Raw genomic sequence first — 18,098 nt, forward strand, 5'->3', positions numbered from 1 at the left:
CGACGTGCGCCGGATGCAACGATGCGGTTCGACGAAGACATGCCTTCGAAAACGCCAGTTCCGGGAGACGAACGCCTCCGCGTTCGCTCTCCTTCCATTTCAATCCCTCGCGAGTCTGGTGGGACCCGTCCCGTCATTGGTCGCTTGAAAGTATGAAAACCGCTATGCCTACACAGTTTGCCGTTTCCCCGAGCGCGACGCCGACTCCGCACGATGAGATCGTCGCGAGCATTTCAAACCCCGTGTTCGGTAAGGTGTTCACCGATCACATGGCAACGATGCGCTGGACCAACACGCTTGGCTGGCACGATGCCAAGGTCGAGCCTCGCCGGCCGTTTCAGATCGATCCCGCGTGCGCGGTGTTGCACTATGCGCAGGAAATTTTCGAAGGCATGAAAGCGTACCGCGGCGAAGACGGCTCGATCTCGCTGTTCCGCCCGTTCGAAAATGCCCAGCGGTTTCGTGCGTCCGCCGCACGTCTTGCCATGGCCGACCTCCCGGAAGCGCTCTTCGTCGATGCGGTGGAATCTCTCGTCAAGGTAGACCGGGACTGGGTGCCCGGTGGCGACAGCAGCCTCTATCTGCGTCCGTTCATGTTTGCGTCCGAGAGCTTTCTCGGCGTGCGCGCATCCCACGAGTACGTGTTCTGCGTCATCGCCTGCCCGGTAGGTCCGTACTTCAAGGCAGGCAAGTCGTCGGTGACCGTCTGGGTGTCCGACCAATACACTCGCGCGGCGCCGGGTGGAACGGGCTCGGCCAAATGCGGCGGCAACTATGCCGCCAGCCTGATCGCGCAGACCGAGGCGGCGGCCAAAGGTTGCGACCAGGTCGTTTTTCTCGATGCCGCCGAGCACAAATGGATCGAAGAGATGGGCGGGATGAATCTCTTCTTCGTCATGGACGATGGCTCGCTGACGACGCCGCCGCTGTCCGGCACGATTCTGCCGGGTATCACCAGGGCGTCGATCATCGAGCTTGCGAGGCGTGAAGGCATCGTGGTCAACGAAACGCCTTATGCATTCGATGCATGGCGTGCGGATGCCGCGAGCGGCCGTGTGCGGGAGGTATTCGCTTGCGGGACCGCCGCTGTCGTCACTGCGGTCGGTGAGGTTCGCCATGCCGCCGGAGAATTTCAGATCGGCGACGGGGGAGAAGGACCGGTGACACAACGCATGCGCACGCAGCTGACCGGAATCCAGCGCGGCAGGCTCGCCGATCCTCTCGAATGGGTGTATCGCATCGACTAAGGCCGATTGGGCCTTTAGTCGCGCTCGTCCTCTGCGACATGAGTGCGTGACGTCATGCGTCGCGCACTTTCCGCGAAGTTACCCGACAGCCAAAGCAGTATCCCGGTTGCGCGTGATCCATTCGCTGAAGAGCTTGACCTTCGGCTGATTCGCGACGCAATCCGGATAGACGAAGTAGTAGCGCGACCCCGTCTCGAGCACGGTGTCGAACGGCATGACGAGCCGCCGGGCCGCCACGTCTTCGCTGACCAGCGTGCGGTCGCTGATCGCGACCCCGAAGCCCTGCATCGCGGCGTTCGTCGCCAGATCGAGCGTTTCGAATGTCGGACCGAGCGTCGCGTCGATCTCGCTCGCTCCCGCACGATCGAGCCACAGCTTCCAGTCGCGATGATCGCGCGTCGGATGCAGCAGCGCATGATGCGCCAGATCCGCCGCTGCGGCGAGCGGCCGTTCGCTGAGGAGATCGGGCGAGCACACGGGCGTGAGCTGCTCGTTGAAGAGCGGCACCGCGTGCACGTCCGCGCCGGGCGATGAGCCGTAGATGATCGCCGCATCGAACGATTCAATCTGAAAATCGACGTCGTGCTGCCAGGTCGTCGTGATCTGCAATTGCAGTTCGGGATGCTCGCTCTGAAAGCGCATGATCCTCGGCAGCATCCAGCGCATTACGCATGTCGGCACTTTCAGCGCGAGATCGGTGCGCTGGCGCGTGAGACGCAGCGATACCTCCTCGATGCGCGCGAAACCCTCTCTCACCACGGGCAGCAGCACGTCGCCTTCTGCCGTCAGCGTCAGCCCCCTTGCGCCCCGTTTGAAGAGCGGAAAGCCGAAATATTCCTCCAGCGTGAGAATCTGTCTGCTGATCGCCCCTTGTGTGAGGCACAGATGCTCCGCCGCACGCGTGAAACTGCGGTGACGCGCGACCGTCTCGAAGATCTGCAGCGCATTGAGCGGAGGAAGTCGTCGCATGGGCGTGTCTCCGATCATGGAAGGCATGTCAGTCGGAACTATAGTGCAAGTCCGACGCGACGTAACGGCGGTGTTAGTGGAGTATCTTGCCCAGGAATTCCTGCGCCCGTTCGGAGCGTGGATGCGCAAAGAACGCATCCTTGGCGTCGTCTTCGACGATGCGCCCGTGATCCATGAAGATCACCCGATGCGCGACCTTCCTCGCGAACCCCATCTCGTGCGTGACGCACATCATCGTCATGCCTTCCTGGGCCAGTTCGACCATGACGTCCAGCACTTCGTTGATCATCTCCGGATCGAGCGCGGAAGTCGGTTCGTCGAACAGCATCGCGACGGGGTCCATCGACAGCGCACGCGCGATCGCCACGCGTTGCTGCTGGCCGCCGGAAAGCTGTCCGGGATACTTGTCCGCGTGCGCCCGCAGGCCGACTCGCTGGAGCAGGCGCAGCGCCTTGTCGGATGCTTCGTCTTTCGAGCGACCCAGCACTTTCGTCTGCGCGAGCGTGAGGTTCTCCGTGATCGACATATGCGGAAACAGCTCGAAATGCTGAAACACCATCCCGACCTTCGCGCGCAGTTTCGACAGATTCGTCCGCTTGTCGTGGACGGCCTCGCCGTTGATCGTGATGCGCCCGCTCTGGAACGGCTCGAGTCCGTTGACCGTCTTGATGAGCGTCGATTTGCCGGACCCGGACGGCCCGCAGACCACGACCACTTCGCCTTTACTGACTGTGGTGGTGCAATCGGCCAGAACCTGAAACTGGCCGTACCACTTCGACACGTTACCGATGGAAATCATGCGCAAACCCGTTTTGAAATGACGTTGGACACCGCGTCGAACTTCAGCGATGCCTGCCGATCCGATACCGGCGTTCGAGCGCACGCGCATACCAGGTCAGCGGAAAGCACATCGCGAAGTACAGCAACGCGACGAGGGCGTAGATCGGGAAGGGGCGAAACACCGCGTTCGTGATCATGGTCCCGGTCTTGGTCAGCTCCGTGAGCCCGATGATCGACGTGAGCGCCGTGCTCTTCACGACCTGCACGAGAAAGCCGACGGTAGGCGGCACGGCGATCTTCCATGCCTGCGGCCAGACGACATAACGCAACTGCTGCATCCACGTCATGCCGAGGCTCGCCGCCGCGCTCCATTGACCGCGCGGCACCGCTTCGACGCAGCCTCGCCAGATGTCGGAGAGATAGGCGCCCGTATACAGCGTGAGCGTGACCGTAGCGGCGGCCCACGGCGACACCTCGACGCCCAGCATCGGCAAGCCGAAGAAGCCGAGGAAGAGCTGCATCAGGAGCGGCGTGCCCTGGAACACTTCGACATACAGCACGACGAACCTGCGCAGCCACGGCAAGGGCGAAACGCGCATGGCGAGCAACACCAGCCCTGTGAGGCCGCCGCCGGCGAACGCGATCAACGAAAGCAACAGCGTCCAGCGCGCGGCGAGCATCAGGTTGCGCGCGATATCCCATAGCGTGAACTCGATCATCGTGAACGCTCCTTCGGAAGGCCGGGATCTACCACGGCTGCACGCACGGAGAAGAGGCCGCGCAACCCGCGTCGAGGCGCAATCGTGACGCCGCGAGCGGCGCGCCCCGCGAACAGCCGCTTGCCGAGCCGGTTGATCAAGAGGCGCAGCACGATCGACAGCAGCAGATAGATCGCGGTGACGATCACGTAGCATTCGAACGAACGGAAGTTACGCGACTGAATGAAGCTGGCTGCATGGGTCAGGTCCGGCACCGAAATCTGCGATACCACCGCGGAGCCGAGCATCACGATCAGCACCTGGCCGAGCAACGCCGGAAATACGTTGGCGAGCGCCTGCGGCAACACGACGTGGCGAAAGACGTGCGGACCCCGCAAGCCGAGCGCCATCGCGGCCTGGACTTGTCCGCGCGGAATCGAGTCGATGCCCGCCCGGACGATTTCCGTCGCATACGCACCGAGGTTCACTGTCATCGCGAGCACGGCGGCCTCTATTTCGCCGATGTGCACGCCGAAGCTCGGCAGCCCGAAGAACACGAAGAACAGCTGCACGAGAAACGGCGTGTTGCGAATGAGCTCGACATACGCGGCCACGACGGCACGAAGCGGCTTCGGCCCCGCCACGGCGATGCACGCTCCGCCGATGCCGACCAGACCGCCCAGGAGCGTCGATACGGCGGTGAGGCCGAGCGTGACCGCGATGCCATGCGCGAGCACGTCCACATAGAGGCCGAAGTCGCTGAAATCGAACGTGTAGGTCATCGAAGCATCCTCGGCGTGCGATCGAACGAAAAGGCGAAGCGCATCACAGATCGGCCGGCAGCGGCGCGCGCAGCCACTTCTGCGAGATGGCGTTCATCGTGCCGTCCTTCTTCGCGGCGGCGATGGCCTCGTCCACCTTCTGCTTCAGACGCGGCTCGTTCTTGTTCAGGCCCACGTGATCGGGCGAGCTGAAGAGCGAAAACTTCTGCTCGGGATCGATCGAGGGGTGACGGGCGATGATCGTCGCGCCCACGTCGTTACCGACCACGAGCAATTGGGTCTGTCCCGCGAGAAACGCGGAGATAGCGCCATTCGGGTCATCGAATCGCTTGATGGTCGCGGACGATGGCGCGACCTTGCTCACGCTCAGGTCTTCGAGCGTGCCGCGCGCAACCGCGATGCTCTTGCCGCCCAGATCGCCCGCGTTCTTCACGGCGAGCGACTTCGGACCGAACACGGCGAGGTTGTACGGCGCATAGGCTTGCGAGAAGTCGATCACCTTTTCGCGTTCCGGTGTCTTGCCGACCGAGAGCAGCATGTCGGCCTTATGGTCGACGAGATACGCCATGCGGTTGTCGCCCGTGACCTGAATCAGTTCGACCTTCGCGTTGAGGGTCTTGCCGATCAGACTGGACACGTCGATGTCGTAGCCTTGCGGCTTCATGTCCGGCCCGATCGAGCCGAACGGCGGATAGTCCTCGAACACGCCGATGCGCACCACACCGGATTTGCTGATCGAGTCGAGCGCATCGGCCTGCGCGAGCGGCGCAAATGCGCCAAGGCCCACGACGCCGGCGAAGGCGAGCGTGACGGACGAGCGTTTGAAGAAGCGCTGCACGGAAGTCGTCGTGTTCATAGGGTGTCTCCTGTGACTATGGTTTGGTCGGCGTGAATCAATGCGCGGTACGTGCCGCAATGAGCTTGCAGGCATGCGGCGGCAATTCCGCGAAGATGGGCATGCCCACCCGAAGATCCGGTGTTTCGCGCGGGGTCGTGGCCGCGGTGAGCGTGAAACCGGCGCAGTCGATGGTGGCTTCGAGCGACGAGCCGACATCCCGGATGAACGCCACTTTGCCGGCCAGCACGTTGGGTCCCGGATTGGCCGTGACCGCCCGCATCGATACGTCCTCGGGGCGAATCAGCAAGCGGACATCATCGGTTGCGGCGCCTGCGCGCGGCGCGCCATCGACTGTGATCTGCTGGCCGTTAGGAAGCGCGATCCGGTTCGTGCCGTCGAGCGTGACGGGCAGGATATTGCCGAGGCCGATGAAATCGGCGACGAATTCGCTGACGGGATTGCGATAGATATCGAGCGGCTTGCCGATCTGAGCGATGCGTCCTTTTTCCATCACGACGATTTCGTCGGCCATCGTCATGGCCTCGCGCTGGTCATGCGTCACCATGATCGTCGTGATGCCGAGACGTTGCTGCAGCAGACGGATTTCGACCTGCATCGCTTCGCGCAGCTTCGCATCGAGCGCGGAGAGCGGCTCGTCGAGCAGCAGCAGCTTCGGCGACGACGCGATCGCGCGGGCGATGGCGACGCGCTGGCGCTGTCCGCCCGAGAGCCGCGAGACCGGACGGTCCGCCATGTGCGGCAACTGGATCAGTTCGAGCAGCTCGGCGACCCGCGCCGCCTGCGCGTCTTTCGCGACGCGGCGCAGCCGCAGCGGATAGGCGATGTTCTGCGCCACCGTCATGTGCGGGAAGAGCGCGAGCGACTGGAACACCATGCCGAAATCGCGCTGGTTCGCCGGCACGTTCGTCAGATCGCGCCCGGCGAATGCCACGGTCCCGGACGTTGCCGTTTCGAGGCCCGCGATGATCCGCAACAGTGTCGTCTTGCCGCAGCCGGACGGTCCGAGAAAGCACACCAGCTTGCCGTCGGGCACGGCGAGATCGACGTGATCGACTGCGTACGCGGTGTGAAAGCGCTTCGTCACCGCCTGAAGTGTCAGATGAGTCATGAGGGTTCCCTCGTTAAAGCGCGACGCCTTCGTCGCCGACCAGCTTTTCGAGCAGCCAGATCAAGGCGAAGTCGATGAGCACGATGACGACCGCGAACGAAAACACGGTCGGATCCAGCGACGACACGGTGCGGCTGTACAGCCAGACGGGCAGCGTCATCGTGTTGATGTCGTATAGAAAGAACGTCACCGTGAACTCGTTGAAGGAGATGATGAAGGCGAACAGCATGCCGGCGAGGATGCCCGGACGCATGAGCGGCAAGACCACATCGACGATGGCGCGGCGCGGGCTTGCGCCCATCAGGCACGCGGCTTCCTCGAACTCGGGGCCGATCGAGGCGACCGAGGCCGCGCAGTTCTTCACGGTGAACGGCAGGACGAGAATCACGTGCGCGATGATGAGCCGCAGCAGGCCGAGTTCGACGGGCAGCACGTTGAACACGAGCAGCAGCGAAAGCCCGAGCATCACGAGCGGATAGACGAGCGGCAGCGCGACGAGCTGTTCGATCACGGCCTTGCCGCGAAAGCGGTAGCGCGAGAGCGCGTAGGCGGCGGGCACCGAGACCGCGGTGGCGATGATCATCGTCGAGACCGCGACGATGAGGCTCGTCGTCAAAGCGGTTCCCATCGAGAGCACGTCGCTCGCGTCGGGCGACACGAAGGTGTGCCACGCGGCCTGATACCAGCGCAGCCCGAAGCTCGGCGGCGGGAATTCGAGCGTATCCGAATTGCCGAACGACATCGTGATCATCGTGAGGATCGGCAAGGCCGCGAGAAACAGCACGGTCGTAGCCAGCAGGCTGGTTGCACGGCCCAGACGTCCGGGCATGGCCGAGGCAAGGCGCAAGGTACTCATGAGCGGGATTCCTCCGTGCGTTGCATGCCGCGAACGAGCCGTTGAGACACCGACATGACGACGAGCGTCGCCGCCATCAGCACCACGCCGGATGCCGACGCGGCCGGCCAGTTCAGAAGCGGGGCCACCTGATCGTGCACGAGCACGGCGAGCATGGGCACGCGTCGGCCGCCGAGCAGCAGCGGGACGGCGAACGCACTCGCGTTGTAGGCGAAGACGAGCAGGGCGCCGGAAACGAGGCCGGGCATCGCGAGCGGCAGGACGATGTGGCAGAGCGTCTGCCAGCGAGTCGCGCCGAGCGTGGCGGCCGCTTCCTCGTAAGCGCGCGAGATGGCGCGCATCGCGCTCGCGAGCGGCAGCACGGCGAGTGGAAACGCGGTCTGGATCAGGCCGAGCAGCACGCCGTTCTCGCGATAGAGCCACTGCACCGGGCGCTGCACGACGCCGGCGGCGAGCAGCGCATGATTGAGCAAGCCGGCCGGCCCCAGCATGACGAGCCAGCCGTAGCCCTGCAGCAGCAGGTTGACGAGCAGCGGCAGAAGCACGCCTGCGAGGAGCAGCCGGCGCGCGAGCCGCGACTCCGTGCGCGCCATGGCAAGCGCCACGGGAATCGCCAGCAGCACCGCGCAGACCATGCTTTGAAACGCGAGTTTCAGCGTGAGCCAGAGCGAGTGCAGGAAGTACGAATCGGCGAGGTCCGCGTAATTGCGCAGCGTGAGCGCGTGCCACTCGTTCCCCGACACGCCGAAGCTCATGCGCAGCACGACGAGCGAGGCTGCGACAAGCACGGCGAGAAAGGCCAGGATGGGCGCGAGCAGCACCCAGGGCGGCACCCTGGGCAGCGCAGGCGCCGGCGCCTGCCCGTGGGCGACGTCTGCCATCGCTGCCGTCCTGCGGCGGAAAAGAAGTGCGGACATGGGGCTCAGGCCGAGAAGAGTTCCGTATAGCGCTTGATCCAGGCGGGCTGCACCGCCGCCAGCGCCTTGTCGTCGTGCAGCACGGCGTTCTGCGCGATCTGCTGGGCCGACGGCACGAACGCGCGGCTTTCGGCGGGAATCAGCGCCTTCGAGTTCACCGGACCGTTCAGCACGTCGGCGGCCATGCGGCCTTGCACGCCGGCATCGAGCGAATGGTTGATGAACGCGTGGATCAGGTCGATGTCGCCCGGATGCGCCTTCGGGATGACCGTGAACATCAGCTGGGTCGCGAAACCTTCCTTCATGCCGTACGTGACGGCCATCTTGTACTCGGGCTTGCGCAACTGGTTGGGGAAGAATGCCGGGGAGTAGATGCCGCCGATGTCCAGCGATCCGGTGCGAAACAGATCGGCGACCTGATTCGGATTCTCGCCGAGCGTGAGCACCCGGTCCTTCAGTTGAGCGAGCTTTTTGAAGCCGGGCTCGATGTTCTGCTGCGAGCCACCGGCCATCTTCGCCGCGATGATCGCGAGATCGACCGCTTCGGCCCATTCCGGCGGCGGCAGGAAGATCCGGCCCGCATACTTGGGATCCCACAGCGCCTCGTAGCTCGACGGCGCCGTCTTGACCGACGACGTGCTGTAAATAAGCCCGTCCGACCACAGCAGGTAACCGATGCCGAAGCCATTGGCGCCGGTCTGATACTGCGGGGCGACATCCTTCAGGTTGGGAAGCCGGTTCAGATCGGGCTTCGTCAGCAGGCCGGCATCCGCGAGACCCGAGGCGCCCACGCCCGCGAGCGTGATCACGTCGTAGGTGGGCTTCTCGCCGGCCGCTTTCACTTTCGCCACCATGCCGGAGGTGCCGTCCGCACGGTCGGCGATGACCTGCGCGCCGGTCTTCTGACTGAAGGTCGCGGCGATGTTGCGCAGAGCCGCCGCGCCCGTGTCGTCGGACCATGTGAGCAGACGCAGCGTCTTGCCGGCGAAGCTCTTTTCCTGCGCCCGCGCCGTGCTGATGAACGGCATCGGCAGGCTCGATGCAGCGAGCGCCATGCCGATGGTCTTGATGGCCTGCCTTCTGCCTCGTTTGATGTCCTGCATGGTTATCTCCTCGCTGAGCGTGCAGCAGTCGGTCGATGCGGTCGGTCGATCTGAAACGGCGTTGGTGAGAACACTCTAGGGATGCCAAATTTCGGCAACAATCGAAATCTCGGCATGGTTGCCATGAGCCGAGCGCATGGCTCGAGCTTGAAAAGACCTTTCAGACGGGGCCCGTTGCGCTCAGGACCTGCTTGATTTCCTGGAAAGCCGCGAGCCCGAACGGCCCGAGTTCGCGGCCGATGCTGCTCTTCTTGTAGCCGCCCCACGAAGTCTGAGGAAAGATCAGTTGCGGTGCATTGATCCAGACGACGCCCGCCTCCAACGCCCCGGCGACCCGCTGGCCGCGCGCCGCGTCGCGCGTGACGACGGTGGCGACCAGCCCGAACTCGGTGTCGTTGGCCGCGGCGATCGCATCGTCTTCCGTATCGAAAGCGCGCACGCACATCACGGGTCCGAAGATCTCTTCGCGCCAGATCGCACTGTTCGTGGGCACGTCGACGAACATCGTCGGCTGCACGAAATAGCCCGGCCCTTGCGGCGCCGAGCCCTCGACCACGAGACTCGATCCGTCGGCCTTGCCCCGCGCGATGAAACGCTGCACGCGTTCGTACTGCGCGCGGTTCGTGAGCGGCCCCATCTGCACGCCGGACGCGAACGGATCGCCGACGACGGTTCGCGCCACCCGGTCGGCGAGGCGCGCGATCAGCGCCTCCGCGAGCGGCCGCTCGACGAGCACCCGCGACGTGGCCGAGCACATCTGTCCGGCATTGAAGAACGCGCCGCCCGTGACGAGATCGACGGCGAGATCGAGGTCGGCGTCCGCGAAAACGACGATCGACGACTTGCCGCCCAGTTCGAGGCTCACGCCCTTGATGGATTGCGCCGCCGCTTTCATGACCTGCTCGCCGACCGCCGTGCTGCCGGTGAACGACACCTTCGACACGAGCGGATGCGTCGTGAGCGCCGCGCCGACCTCCGTGCCGGTGCCGGTCACGACGTTGAATACGCCCGGCGGCAGACCCGCCCGCTCGACGATCGCGGCCAGTTCAAGCTCCGGCAAGGGCGTGAATTCGGAGGGCTTCAGCACGACCGTGCATCCCGCGGCGAGCGCGGGGGCGAGCTTCCACGCCGTCGTGACCATGGGAAAGTTCCACGGCACGATCAGGCCGACCACGCCCGCCGGTTCGCGACGGATCACGGCGCGATGATCGCTGCTCGGAATCGCGATCTCTTCTTCCACTGCGTCCAGCGTTTCGGCGAGGCCCGCGTAGTAGTCGAAGGTCGCGACCACGTCGCCGACGTCGATGCGCGATTCGGCGATCGGCTTGCCGTTGTTAAGCGACTGAAGCGCGGCGAGTTGTTCGCCGTGCGCCTCCACGCCGCGCGCAATCGCCCGCAGAAAACCCGCGCGCTCCGTGCCCGATGTCTGCTTCCAGGTGCGAAATGCACGCGATGCCGCGCGCACCGCGCAATCGACATCGGCGGGGCCGCCGGCCTCCACTTCGACGATCGTTTCCTCAGTCGATGGATCGATGACGGGCAGCCGCTGCCTCGTCTCGGGCATGCACCAGCAGCCATCGATGAAGAGCCGGGTGCGCAGCGGAAAATCGAAAACCGGGCGTGCCTGCGCGCTCATGACGGCACCCGTGCAAACCAGTCGGCTTCGCGAACCTCGATCACGGTCGGGACCTCGCGCGATACCGCCCGCCGCAATTGCGCGTCGAGCGCCTGTGGTTCGTCGACGCTCGCGGCCTCGCATCCGAAGGCTTTCGCCAGCGCCATGAAGTCGGGCGTGTAGATATCGACGCCAACGGGCGAGATATCGCGCTGGTCCATGTATTTGCGGATCTCGCCGTAGCCGAAGTTGTTCCAGAGCAGCACGATCACGGGCACGCGCGCTTCCATCGCGCTCGCCAGTTCCGGCAGCGTGAACTGAAGGCCGCCGTCGCCGATCAGACACACGACGGGCCGCTCACGCGCGGCGAGCTTCGCGCCGATTGCGGCAGGCAGCCCGTATCCGAGCGTGCCGTAACCGGTCGACGAGTTGAACCATGAGCGCGGGGCCGGCGCATCGTGGAGGAAATTGCCCGCGTAGACCGGGCTCGTCGAATCGCCTGCAATGATGACGCCCGGCAGCGCGTGCACGATCTTGTCGATCAGGCGCTTCTGCGATCGCATCGCGGCGTCGCAGTTGGCGAAGATGGCGTCGCGCACCGCCGTCACGCGCGCCGCGCCCCAGTCCGGCGACGCGGGAAGCACTTCTCGCTCGTGCAGTCGCGTCGACAGTGCGCTCAGCGTCTCGCGCGAATCGCCGACGATAGCCACGTCCGGCCGGGCATTGCGCATGACCTGCTGCGCATCGATATCGATGCGGATGAGTTTTCCGTCGATCGCGATGCCGCCATCGAAGAGCACGTCGTAGTCGGTCTCGCCCAGTTCGGTTCCGACCGCGAGCACGACGTCGGCTTCGCGAATCATCGCGCGGGTCGGCGGCAGCGATTGCGTCGAGCCGATGAGAAGCGGGTCCGCGCCCGGCAGAAGTCCTTTCGCGTTGGTGGTGAGCGCGACGGGCGCCTGAAGCCGCGCGGCGAGTTCGCGCAATTCGACCGCGGCGTGCGCCGCGCCGCCGCCGGCGAGAATGAGCGGGCGGCGGGCATCGGCGAGCAGGTCCACGGCAGAAGCGAGCGCGGCAGGATGGGCTGCGGGCTTCGCCGCGCGCACGGCGGGCGCAGCCTTTATCGCGTTCGCCGGCGACACGATGACATCGAGCGGAATCTCGATATGCACGGGCCGCGGCCGCGCGCTCTCGAACACGGCGAACGCGCGCGCCAGCACCTGAGGCAACTCGGCGGCATCCAGCAAGGTGTGAGAAAACGCGGCGAGGCCGTCGAATACTTCGCGCTGCGAAGGAAGTTCATGCAGACGTCCGTCTCCGTTGCCGAGGTGGCTACGTGCATTGACGCTCGATATCACGAGCATCGGAATGGAGTCGGCATAGGCTTGCGCCATCGCGGTCGCGATGTTGGTCATGCCCGGCCCGGTGATGATGAAGCACACGCCGGGTTTGCCCGTGACACGCGCGTATCCGTCGGCCATGAAGCCCGCGCCCTGTTCGTGACGAGGCGTAACGTGCCGGATCGAGGAGTCTGCCAGCCCGCGATACAGCTCCACGGTGTGCACGCCCGGGATGCCGAAGACATACTCGACGCCATAGGTTTCGAGCAACGTGACGAGCGCTTCGCCACAGGTTCGAAGACGTGCGCCCGCACGGCCGTTCGCCGCTCGTGCATTGCGTTCGTCGAAGTGCTTGCTGGATTCGCGAAGGTTCATCGGTCGTCGCATTCCTGGTTGGTTTGAGCGCGGACGCAGTCGGCTCTACGAGTCGACAGTGCGCACGGGTCTCGGGCATCGGTGGAATCATTCTCGATGCGGCCCGGTCGCGACGACAATCGAAAAGATCTCATGGGGCGCATGACTTCCCTGCATGAGGCAGTGAGGGCGTGAGCAGACGGATATCGTCGGAGATGGCGATCGAAGAGATCGCGCTGACGCGGAAGGCGCGCGTCGAGACGACGGAGCAGGGCGTTACCGGGAAGGCGCGGACTGGCCTCCGGTCATGTGGCGTTTCATTGCTCGTCGCACGCGCTGCGGCCGTGATCCGGGCCGTCCGGCAGGTCGGTATCGCCGAACATCTGGCGCACGAAATCGAGCAATGCGGGGTTCATCACGTCGCCGTGTCCGTCGATGATGCTCGAGTCCGCCTTGACGTTCCAGACGAGCGTCTGCGCGTTGACGACGCCATCCTTCGCCTCGACGTCGAGCGTGGCGCCGCCGCAGAACTTGCGTTGCCATGTCGATGGAGCCGGCCGTTGCGCATTCAGTCCCGCGATGAAGGCTTGCGACTGCGCCACTTCGAGCCGCTTGTTGTTCGTCACCGCCCGCGCGAGTTCGTCGTTGGTCATGCCGAGCAGCTTGTCGCCCGACGTCCAGCCATCGCAGACGGCGCTGTGCGCCGCCGATGCGTCCTGTGCCGGGCCGTGCAGCCGATGCGTGATATAGCCGTCGTCATGACCCGGCGTCTGCTTGATGGCGGTCGCCTGCGCGTCGGAGGAAGTGGGGCGCTCGAAGAGCGTGTTCAGGAAGCGGCCGGCGGGAAAGGCGATACCGGTGGCATCGTCGGTTGCGGACGTGATCGACATGAACATCGGCGCAACGTAGCACCGATGCTGCTGCCGGTTCGCCACGCGATAGAGCGCCTCGAACTGCGACGCCTCGAACGCCGGGTTCACGAGCACGATCATGTCCGCGACACGTTCAGCCTCGGCGGTGCGCTCGTTCGACGCGCTCTGCTGCAAGGGCGGCAGGTCCGCGAGATCGCTTTCCTCGGTGAGCGTCTCGATCAACGGACCCGACGTGGCGGCGTACAGAATCAGCCCGCCGAAGCTGTGGCCGATCATCAGCGTGCGCATCGCGGGGCGGCGGCCTTCCTTGAGCGCCTCCAGATTGAAATAGCGCTGCATGCTGCGCAAGCGAGCGAACAGTTCACGCACGGTGCCCGCCGATACGCGCGACGCCGTAGCCTTGCGGTTCCAGAACGAGAGATTCAGCACGGGATCGGGCAGCAGCCAGGGCTTGCCGCGCCATCCGATATAGATGCCTATGACCTGACGCTTGCTCTGCTGATAAAGCTCGTCGGAAGCCGCGCGTTCGAGCAGGCGGCGGAACTTCATCACGTTGTCGTCGTCGGTCTCGGCGTTGTGCTTCCAGCCGTGCACGAACAGGATCACCTTGACGTCGGTTCTTGCCTTGAGATACTGCTTGAGGTTGTCCATCATCGCATCGATTTGCATTGCCGACTGATCGGGCGCGGCATCCGGCGACGCGGCCGTCTGGGGATGCAGCCAGCCCTGATCGTCGAACTCGACGAAATGCAGTTCGTATTTTCCGTCGACGATTTCCGGCGTGCGTCCGGCGCATTCGGGCGCGGTCTTGCCGTCGCGATCGGTGCGACATTGCTGGCTGTCGAGCCAGGGATTGACGACCTGGGTGCGATAGGCTTCGTGAGAGGCGCAGCCGCCGAGCATGATGGCCGCTAGAAACATGACGATCGCCGCGATTGCATGCACGGATCTGCTGGCAGCCATGATGGAATGACCTCGCTGATAACCCTCGCTCTCAGGAGAACGAATGCAGATCGCTTCTTTTGAACCGATGCGTCGGCCCTACGCCTCCGGCTTGCTGCGCCCGTACAGCAGCAGCATCGCCGCGATCACCACGCCGTAGATGATCTGACGCCCCGCTTCCGGCATCTGCGCGACCGAGAGAATCGACTGCAGCAGCGTGATGAGGATCGCGCCAGCCACGGTGCCGAGGTACGACCCGCGACCGCCCAGAATCGACGTGCCGCCGAGCACGACCGCCGCGATGGCCGGCAACAGGTAGGCATCGCCCATCGACTGCGCGGCCTTCGACGCATAGCCCGCGAGCAGCACGCCGCCGAACGCCGCGAACGCGCTGCACACGGCGAAAGCGGCCACGGTCACGAGCCGCGTATCGATGCCGGAAAGGTATGCCGCGCGTTCGGTGTTGCCGATCGCGTATAGCGTGCGGCCAAAAGTCGTGCGCGACAGCAGAAACATCGTCGCGCCGCCGATCACGACCCACAGCGCGACCGCGTTCGGCACACCCGGCACGAGCCAGCCCGCCGCGAGCCATCGCATGACGTCCGGCGCGGAATCCTGCGGCGACGATCCCCCCGTGTAGACGATCATGATGCCCTGCGCGACTGCATTGGTCGCGAGCGTCGCGATCATCGACGGAATGCGCAGGAGCGCGACGAGAATGCCGTTGACGACGCCGATCAGCACGCCGCAACCAATCCCGACGGGAATCGCGAGGACGCGTCCCAGTTCGCCGTGCCCCGCGACGGCGCACGCCATCATCGCGCCGACCGTGATCGTCCACGGCAACGACAGATCGATGTGGCCGAGCAGGATCACCATCATCAGTCCGGTCGCGATGATGCCGAGAAACGCGCCGACCTTCAGTTGCAGCAGGATGTACTCCGGCGACAGAAAGCTGCGCGAATACATCCCGCCGACCAGCAGCAGCGCGACGATGCACGCGAACGCGATCACGATCGGCTTGTCGATCCGGCGTGCGAGCCTCGACACGAATGTGCTGCGTCCGTTCGCGGAAACGTCGCTCATTGGAACCACTCCAGGCGGTTGCGCACCCGGAACAGCCCGCACGCGCCGATCGAAACGGCGAGCAGAAGAATCACGCCCTGGAAGAGCGGCTGCCATAGCGCATCGACGTTGAACACGAACAGCAGGTCGCCGATCGAGCGGAACGCGAATGCGCCGAAGACCGCGCCGATCGCGCTGCCCCTGCCGCCCAGCAGCGACACGCCGCCGATGACCACGGCGGCGATCGAAAACAACGTGTACGAGTTGGCGCTGCCGAGGCTGGCTTCGCCGGTGTCCGTGAAGAACGTCAGAAAGAGGCCGCCGATCGCGGCGAGCAGGCCGGCGAGCGTATAGCTCATGAACTTCGCGCGGCGGATCGGCATGCCCGAGAGAAAGGCCGCGGGTTCGGAGGAGCCGGTTGCATAAGCCGCGCGGCCGATCGCGGAGCGCTTGAAGGGAACCCAGACGATCACCACGGCCGCGAGCAGAATCAACAGGCTTGCCGGCACGACGCCGGCGACCTTGCCGGTCAGCGCGTCGGCGAGGTCTTCGTTGATCGCGCCGCCGGGAACCGGGCGAAGCAGCAGCGCCAGTCCGTAGTACACCGCGCCCGTTGCGATCGTCGTCACGATGGGCTGCAAGCGCCCGAAAATGATGATGACGCCGTTGAGCGCGCCGCACAGCGCGCCCGCCGCGAGCACACCGGCAATGCCGAGCGCGCTGTGCAGCGCGCCGCCCGTGACGATCCACGATCCCAGGCAATTCGTCAGCACGAGCATCATCCCGATCGACAGGTCGATGCCCGCCGTCAGTACGACGAGCGCCTGGCCCATCGACACCAGCGCGAGCAGTACCGCCTTGTTCGCCGCCGTCTGAAACACATTCGCCGACAACGTCGACGGATAGTTGAAGAGGTAGATCGCGAACATCAGCACGAACAGGGCGAATGCGAACGCCGACCCGCGATTTTCCGCGTACCAGTAGCGCAATCCGCTCATGGCGCGACTCCTTTGGAAAGCGCGACCTGTCCGACGGGCAGGTCGAGCGCACTGGCGATGAGATTCTGCTCGGTGATCGCGGCCCCGGCGAGCTCCTTCTTGATCCTGCCTTCGTACAGCACGAGGACGCGGTCGCAGCAACCGATCAGCTCGTCATAGTCGGTCGAATAGAACACGATTGCTGCGCCCTCGTCGGCGAGCCGCCTGAGCAACTGATAGATCTCCTGCTTGGTGCCGACGTCGATCCCGCGCGTCGGGTCGCACAGGAGCAGGATGCGCGGCTGCCGGACCAGCCATTTCGCGATGACAACCTTCTGCTGGTTGCCGCCCGACAGCGAGCCCACGGCCGCGTCGGTGCTGAACGACTTGATCGCGAGGAGCGCCATCATCCGGTCGACGAACGACTGCTGGCGGTCGCGATCGATCACGCCCGCGGTGGACATGCGATCGAGCGCGGCGAACGACAGGTTCTCGCGCACCGACATCGGCAGCATCAGGCCTTCGGTCTTGCGGTCCTCCGGAATCAGCGCCATGCCGATGCGTTTGGCGCGGGCGGCCACGGGGCTCCCGATCGACACCGCCTTGCCGTCGATCTCGATCACGCCCGCGCAACCGCGCAGCACGCCGAACAGCGCGAGCAGCAGTTCGCGCTGGCCTTGTCCGTCGAGGCCGCCTAGCCCGAGGATTTCGCCGGGCCTCACCGAAAAGCTGACGCCGCGCAATGTGTCGTTCCACGCGAGGTCGCGGCAGGCGAGAACCGCTTCGGCGGGGCCGCGTTGCCCGGGCTCGTTCGCGGGCTTGGCGGGAAACACATGCTGGTACTTGCGGCCGATCATCATCTCGACGACCTCGTTGTCGGAGCGCGTGCCCGCCTCGAAGCTCATCACGTGACGACCGTTCCGGTAGACGGTGCATTCGTCCGCGAGCGCTTTCACCTCGTGCATCCGGTGCGAGATGAAGAGCAGCGCGAGCCCTTCGTCGCGCAGGCGCTTGAGCACGTCGATGACGCGCGCCACGTCGGCCGCGGTCAGCGCCGACGTGGCTTCGTCGAGAATCAGGATGCGCGGCTCGTGCGCCAGCCCCTTCGCGAGCTCGACCATCTGCTGGCGCGACAGCGGCAGATCGCGGACTTTCGTGAGCGGATTGATGTCGGCCGCGCCGGCGCGGGCCAGCGCGGCCTCGGCCTGGCGGCGCTGCACCCGGCGATCGATCATGCCGAAGCGCCGTGGCGGATTCGCAGCGAAGATGTTGTCCGCCACGCTCAGGTCGGGGATCAGCGACAGCTCCTGATACACGCAGACGATGCCCGCCGCGTTCGCCGCGGCGGGCGACGCGAACGAGACTTCGCGGCCATCGAGGTGCATCGTGCCTTCGTCCGGCTGCACGACGCCGGACATCACCTTCAGCAGCGTGGACTTGCCCGCGCCGTTCTCGCCGAGGACCGCGTGGATGCGTCCCCTGCGCACCGCCAGTTCCGCGTGATCCAGCGCGACGGCGCCGCCGTAGCTCTTCGACACGCCGGACATCTGAAAGAACGGCCGCTCTGCGTCGTCCCGCATGCTTCGTCTCCCGTCACGTCGCCGCCATTATCCG

At 65.1% G+C, this 18,098-nt stretch carries 16 protein-coding genes; 1 reads left to right on the forward strand and 15 read right to left on the reverse strand.

Annotated features, from left to right (window positions below; translation table 11 throughout):
* The first annotated feature begins 152 nt into the window (after positions 1 to 152).
* Positions 153 to 1,247 (forward strand): branched-chain amino acid aminotransferase, encoded by a 1,095-nt coding sequence (locus tag IAG25_RS01845; RefSeq protein ID WP_187603252.1) that lies wholly within the window; start codon positions 153 to 155, stop codon positions 1,245 to 1,247.
* A gap of 78 nt (positions 1,248 to 1,325) precedes the next feature.
* Here the strand turns inward: IAG25_RS01845 and IAG25_RS01850 are convergent, their stop codons facing one another.
* The 15 genes from IAG25_RS01850 to IAG25_RS01920 form a co-directional block, all read right to left on the reverse strand.
* Positions 1,326 to 2,216: a LysR substrate-binding domain-containing protein gene (locus tag IAG25_RS01850; protein WP_187603253.1), complete on the reverse strand. Its 891-nt coding sequence runs from the start codon at positions 2,214 to 2,216 to the stop codon at positions 1,326 to 1,328.
* Positions 2,217 to 2,289: 73 nt separating this feature from the next.
* Positions 2,290 to 3,015, reverse strand: a complete 726-nt coding sequence (locus IAG25_RS01855) for an amino acid ABC transporter ATP-binding protein (RefSeq protein ID WP_187603254.1) — start codon at positions 3,013 to 3,015, stop codon at positions 2,290 to 2,292.
* Positions 3,016 to 3,058: 43 nt separating this feature from the next.
* Complete coding sequence (locus tag IAG25_RS01860) at positions 3,059 to 3,715, reverse strand: amino acid ABC transporter permease (protein WP_187603255.1); 657 nt, start codon at positions 3,713 to 3,715, stop codon at positions 3,059 to 3,061.
* Positions 3,712 to 4,476 (reverse strand): amino acid ABC transporter permease, encoded by a 765-nt coding sequence (locus IAG25_RS01865; protein WP_187603256.1) that lies wholly within the window; start codon positions 4,474 to 4,476, stop codon positions 3,712 to 3,714. The genes IAG25_RS01860 and IAG25_RS01865 overlap by 4 nt, the downstream gene beginning before the upstream one ends.
* Before the next feature lie 43 nt (positions 4,477 to 4,519).
* Positions 4,520 to 5,332, reverse strand: coding sequence for a transporter substrate-binding domain-containing protein (locus tag IAG25_RS01870; protein ID WP_187603257.1), 813 nt, complete (start codon positions 5,330 to 5,332; stop codon positions 4,520 to 4,522).
* Positions 5,333 to 5,369: 37 nt separating this feature from the next.
* On the reverse strand, positions 5,370 to 6,443 hold the full coding sequence (locus IAG25_RS01875) for an ABC transporter ATP-binding protein (protein ID WP_035498343.1): 1,074 nt from the start codon (positions 6,441 to 6,443) through the stop codon (positions 5,370 to 5,372).
* Between the two features lie 13 nt (positions 6,444 to 6,456).
* The gene (locus tag IAG25_RS01880) at positions 6,457 to 7,299 is read right to left on the reverse strand and encodes an ABC transporter permease (protein WP_187603258.1); all 843 of its coding nucleotides are present in this window, start codon (positions 7,297 to 7,299) and stop codon (positions 6,457 to 6,459) included.
* The gene (locus IAG25_RS01885) at positions 7,296 to 8,216 is read right to left on the reverse strand and encodes an ABC transporter permease (protein WP_035498339.1); all 921 of its coding nucleotides are present in this window, start codon (positions 8,214 to 8,216) and stop codon (positions 7,296 to 7,298) included. Before IAG25_RS01885 ends, IAG25_RS01880 begins: the two co-directional genes overlap by 4 nt.
* 5 nt (positions 8,217 to 8,221) lie before the next feature.
* Positions 8,222 to 9,319 (reverse strand): ABC transporter substrate-binding protein, encoded by a 1,098-nt coding sequence (locus IAG25_RS01890; RefSeq protein WP_187603259.1) that lies wholly within the window; start codon positions 9,317 to 9,319, stop codon positions 8,222 to 8,224.
* Between the two features lie 160 nt (positions 9,320 to 9,479).
* Complete coding sequence (locus IAG25_RS01895; protein WP_187603260.1) at positions 9,480 to 10,955, reverse strand: aldehyde dehydrogenase family protein; 1,476 nt, start codon at positions 10,953 to 10,955, stop codon at positions 9,480 to 9,482.
* Complete coding sequence (locus IAG25_RS01900; RefSeq protein ID WP_187603261.1) at positions 10,952 to 12,649, reverse strand: 5-guanidino-2-oxopentanoate decarboxylase; 1,698 nt, start codon at positions 12,647 to 12,649, stop codon at positions 10,952 to 10,954. The genes IAG25_RS01895 and IAG25_RS01900 overlap by 4 nt, the downstream gene beginning before the upstream one ends.
* A 296-nt stretch (positions 12,650 to 12,945) precedes the next feature.
* Complete coding sequence (locus IAG25_RS01905) at positions 12,946 to 14,463, reverse strand: hypothetical protein (protein WP_187603262.1); 1,518 nt, start codon at positions 14,461 to 14,463, stop codon at positions 12,946 to 12,948.
* 78 nt (positions 14,464 to 14,541) lie between these two features.
* Positions 14,542 to 15,528 carry an ABC transporter permease gene (locus IAG25_RS01910; RefSeq protein ID WP_187603263.1) on the reverse strand — a complete coding sequence of 329 codons (987 nt, stop codon included), beginning with the start codon at positions 15,526 to 15,528 and terminating at the stop codon, positions 14,542 to 14,544.
* Positions 15,525 to 16,505: an ABC transporter permease gene (locus tag IAG25_RS01915; RefSeq protein ID WP_187603264.1), complete on the reverse strand. Its 981-nt coding sequence runs from the start codon at positions 16,503 to 16,505 to the stop codon at positions 15,525 to 15,527. Before IAG25_RS01915 ends, IAG25_RS01910 begins: the two co-directional genes overlap by 4 nt.
* The gene (locus IAG25_RS01920; RefSeq protein WP_187603265.1) at positions 16,502 to 18,064 is read right to left on the reverse strand and encodes a sugar ABC transporter ATP-binding protein; all 1,563 of its coding nucleotides are present in this window, start codon (positions 18,062 to 18,064) and stop codon (positions 16,502 to 16,504) included. The genes IAG25_RS01915 and IAG25_RS01920 overlap by 4 nt, the downstream gene beginning before the upstream one ends.
* Between the last annotated feature and the right edge of the window lie 34 nt (positions 18,065 to 18,098).

It is taken from the genome of Caballeronia sp. EK, assembly GCF_014384845.1.
Classification (GTDB): Bacteria; Pseudomonadota; Gammaproteobacteria; order Burkholderiales; family Burkholderiaceae; genus Caballeronia; species Caballeronia jiangsuensis.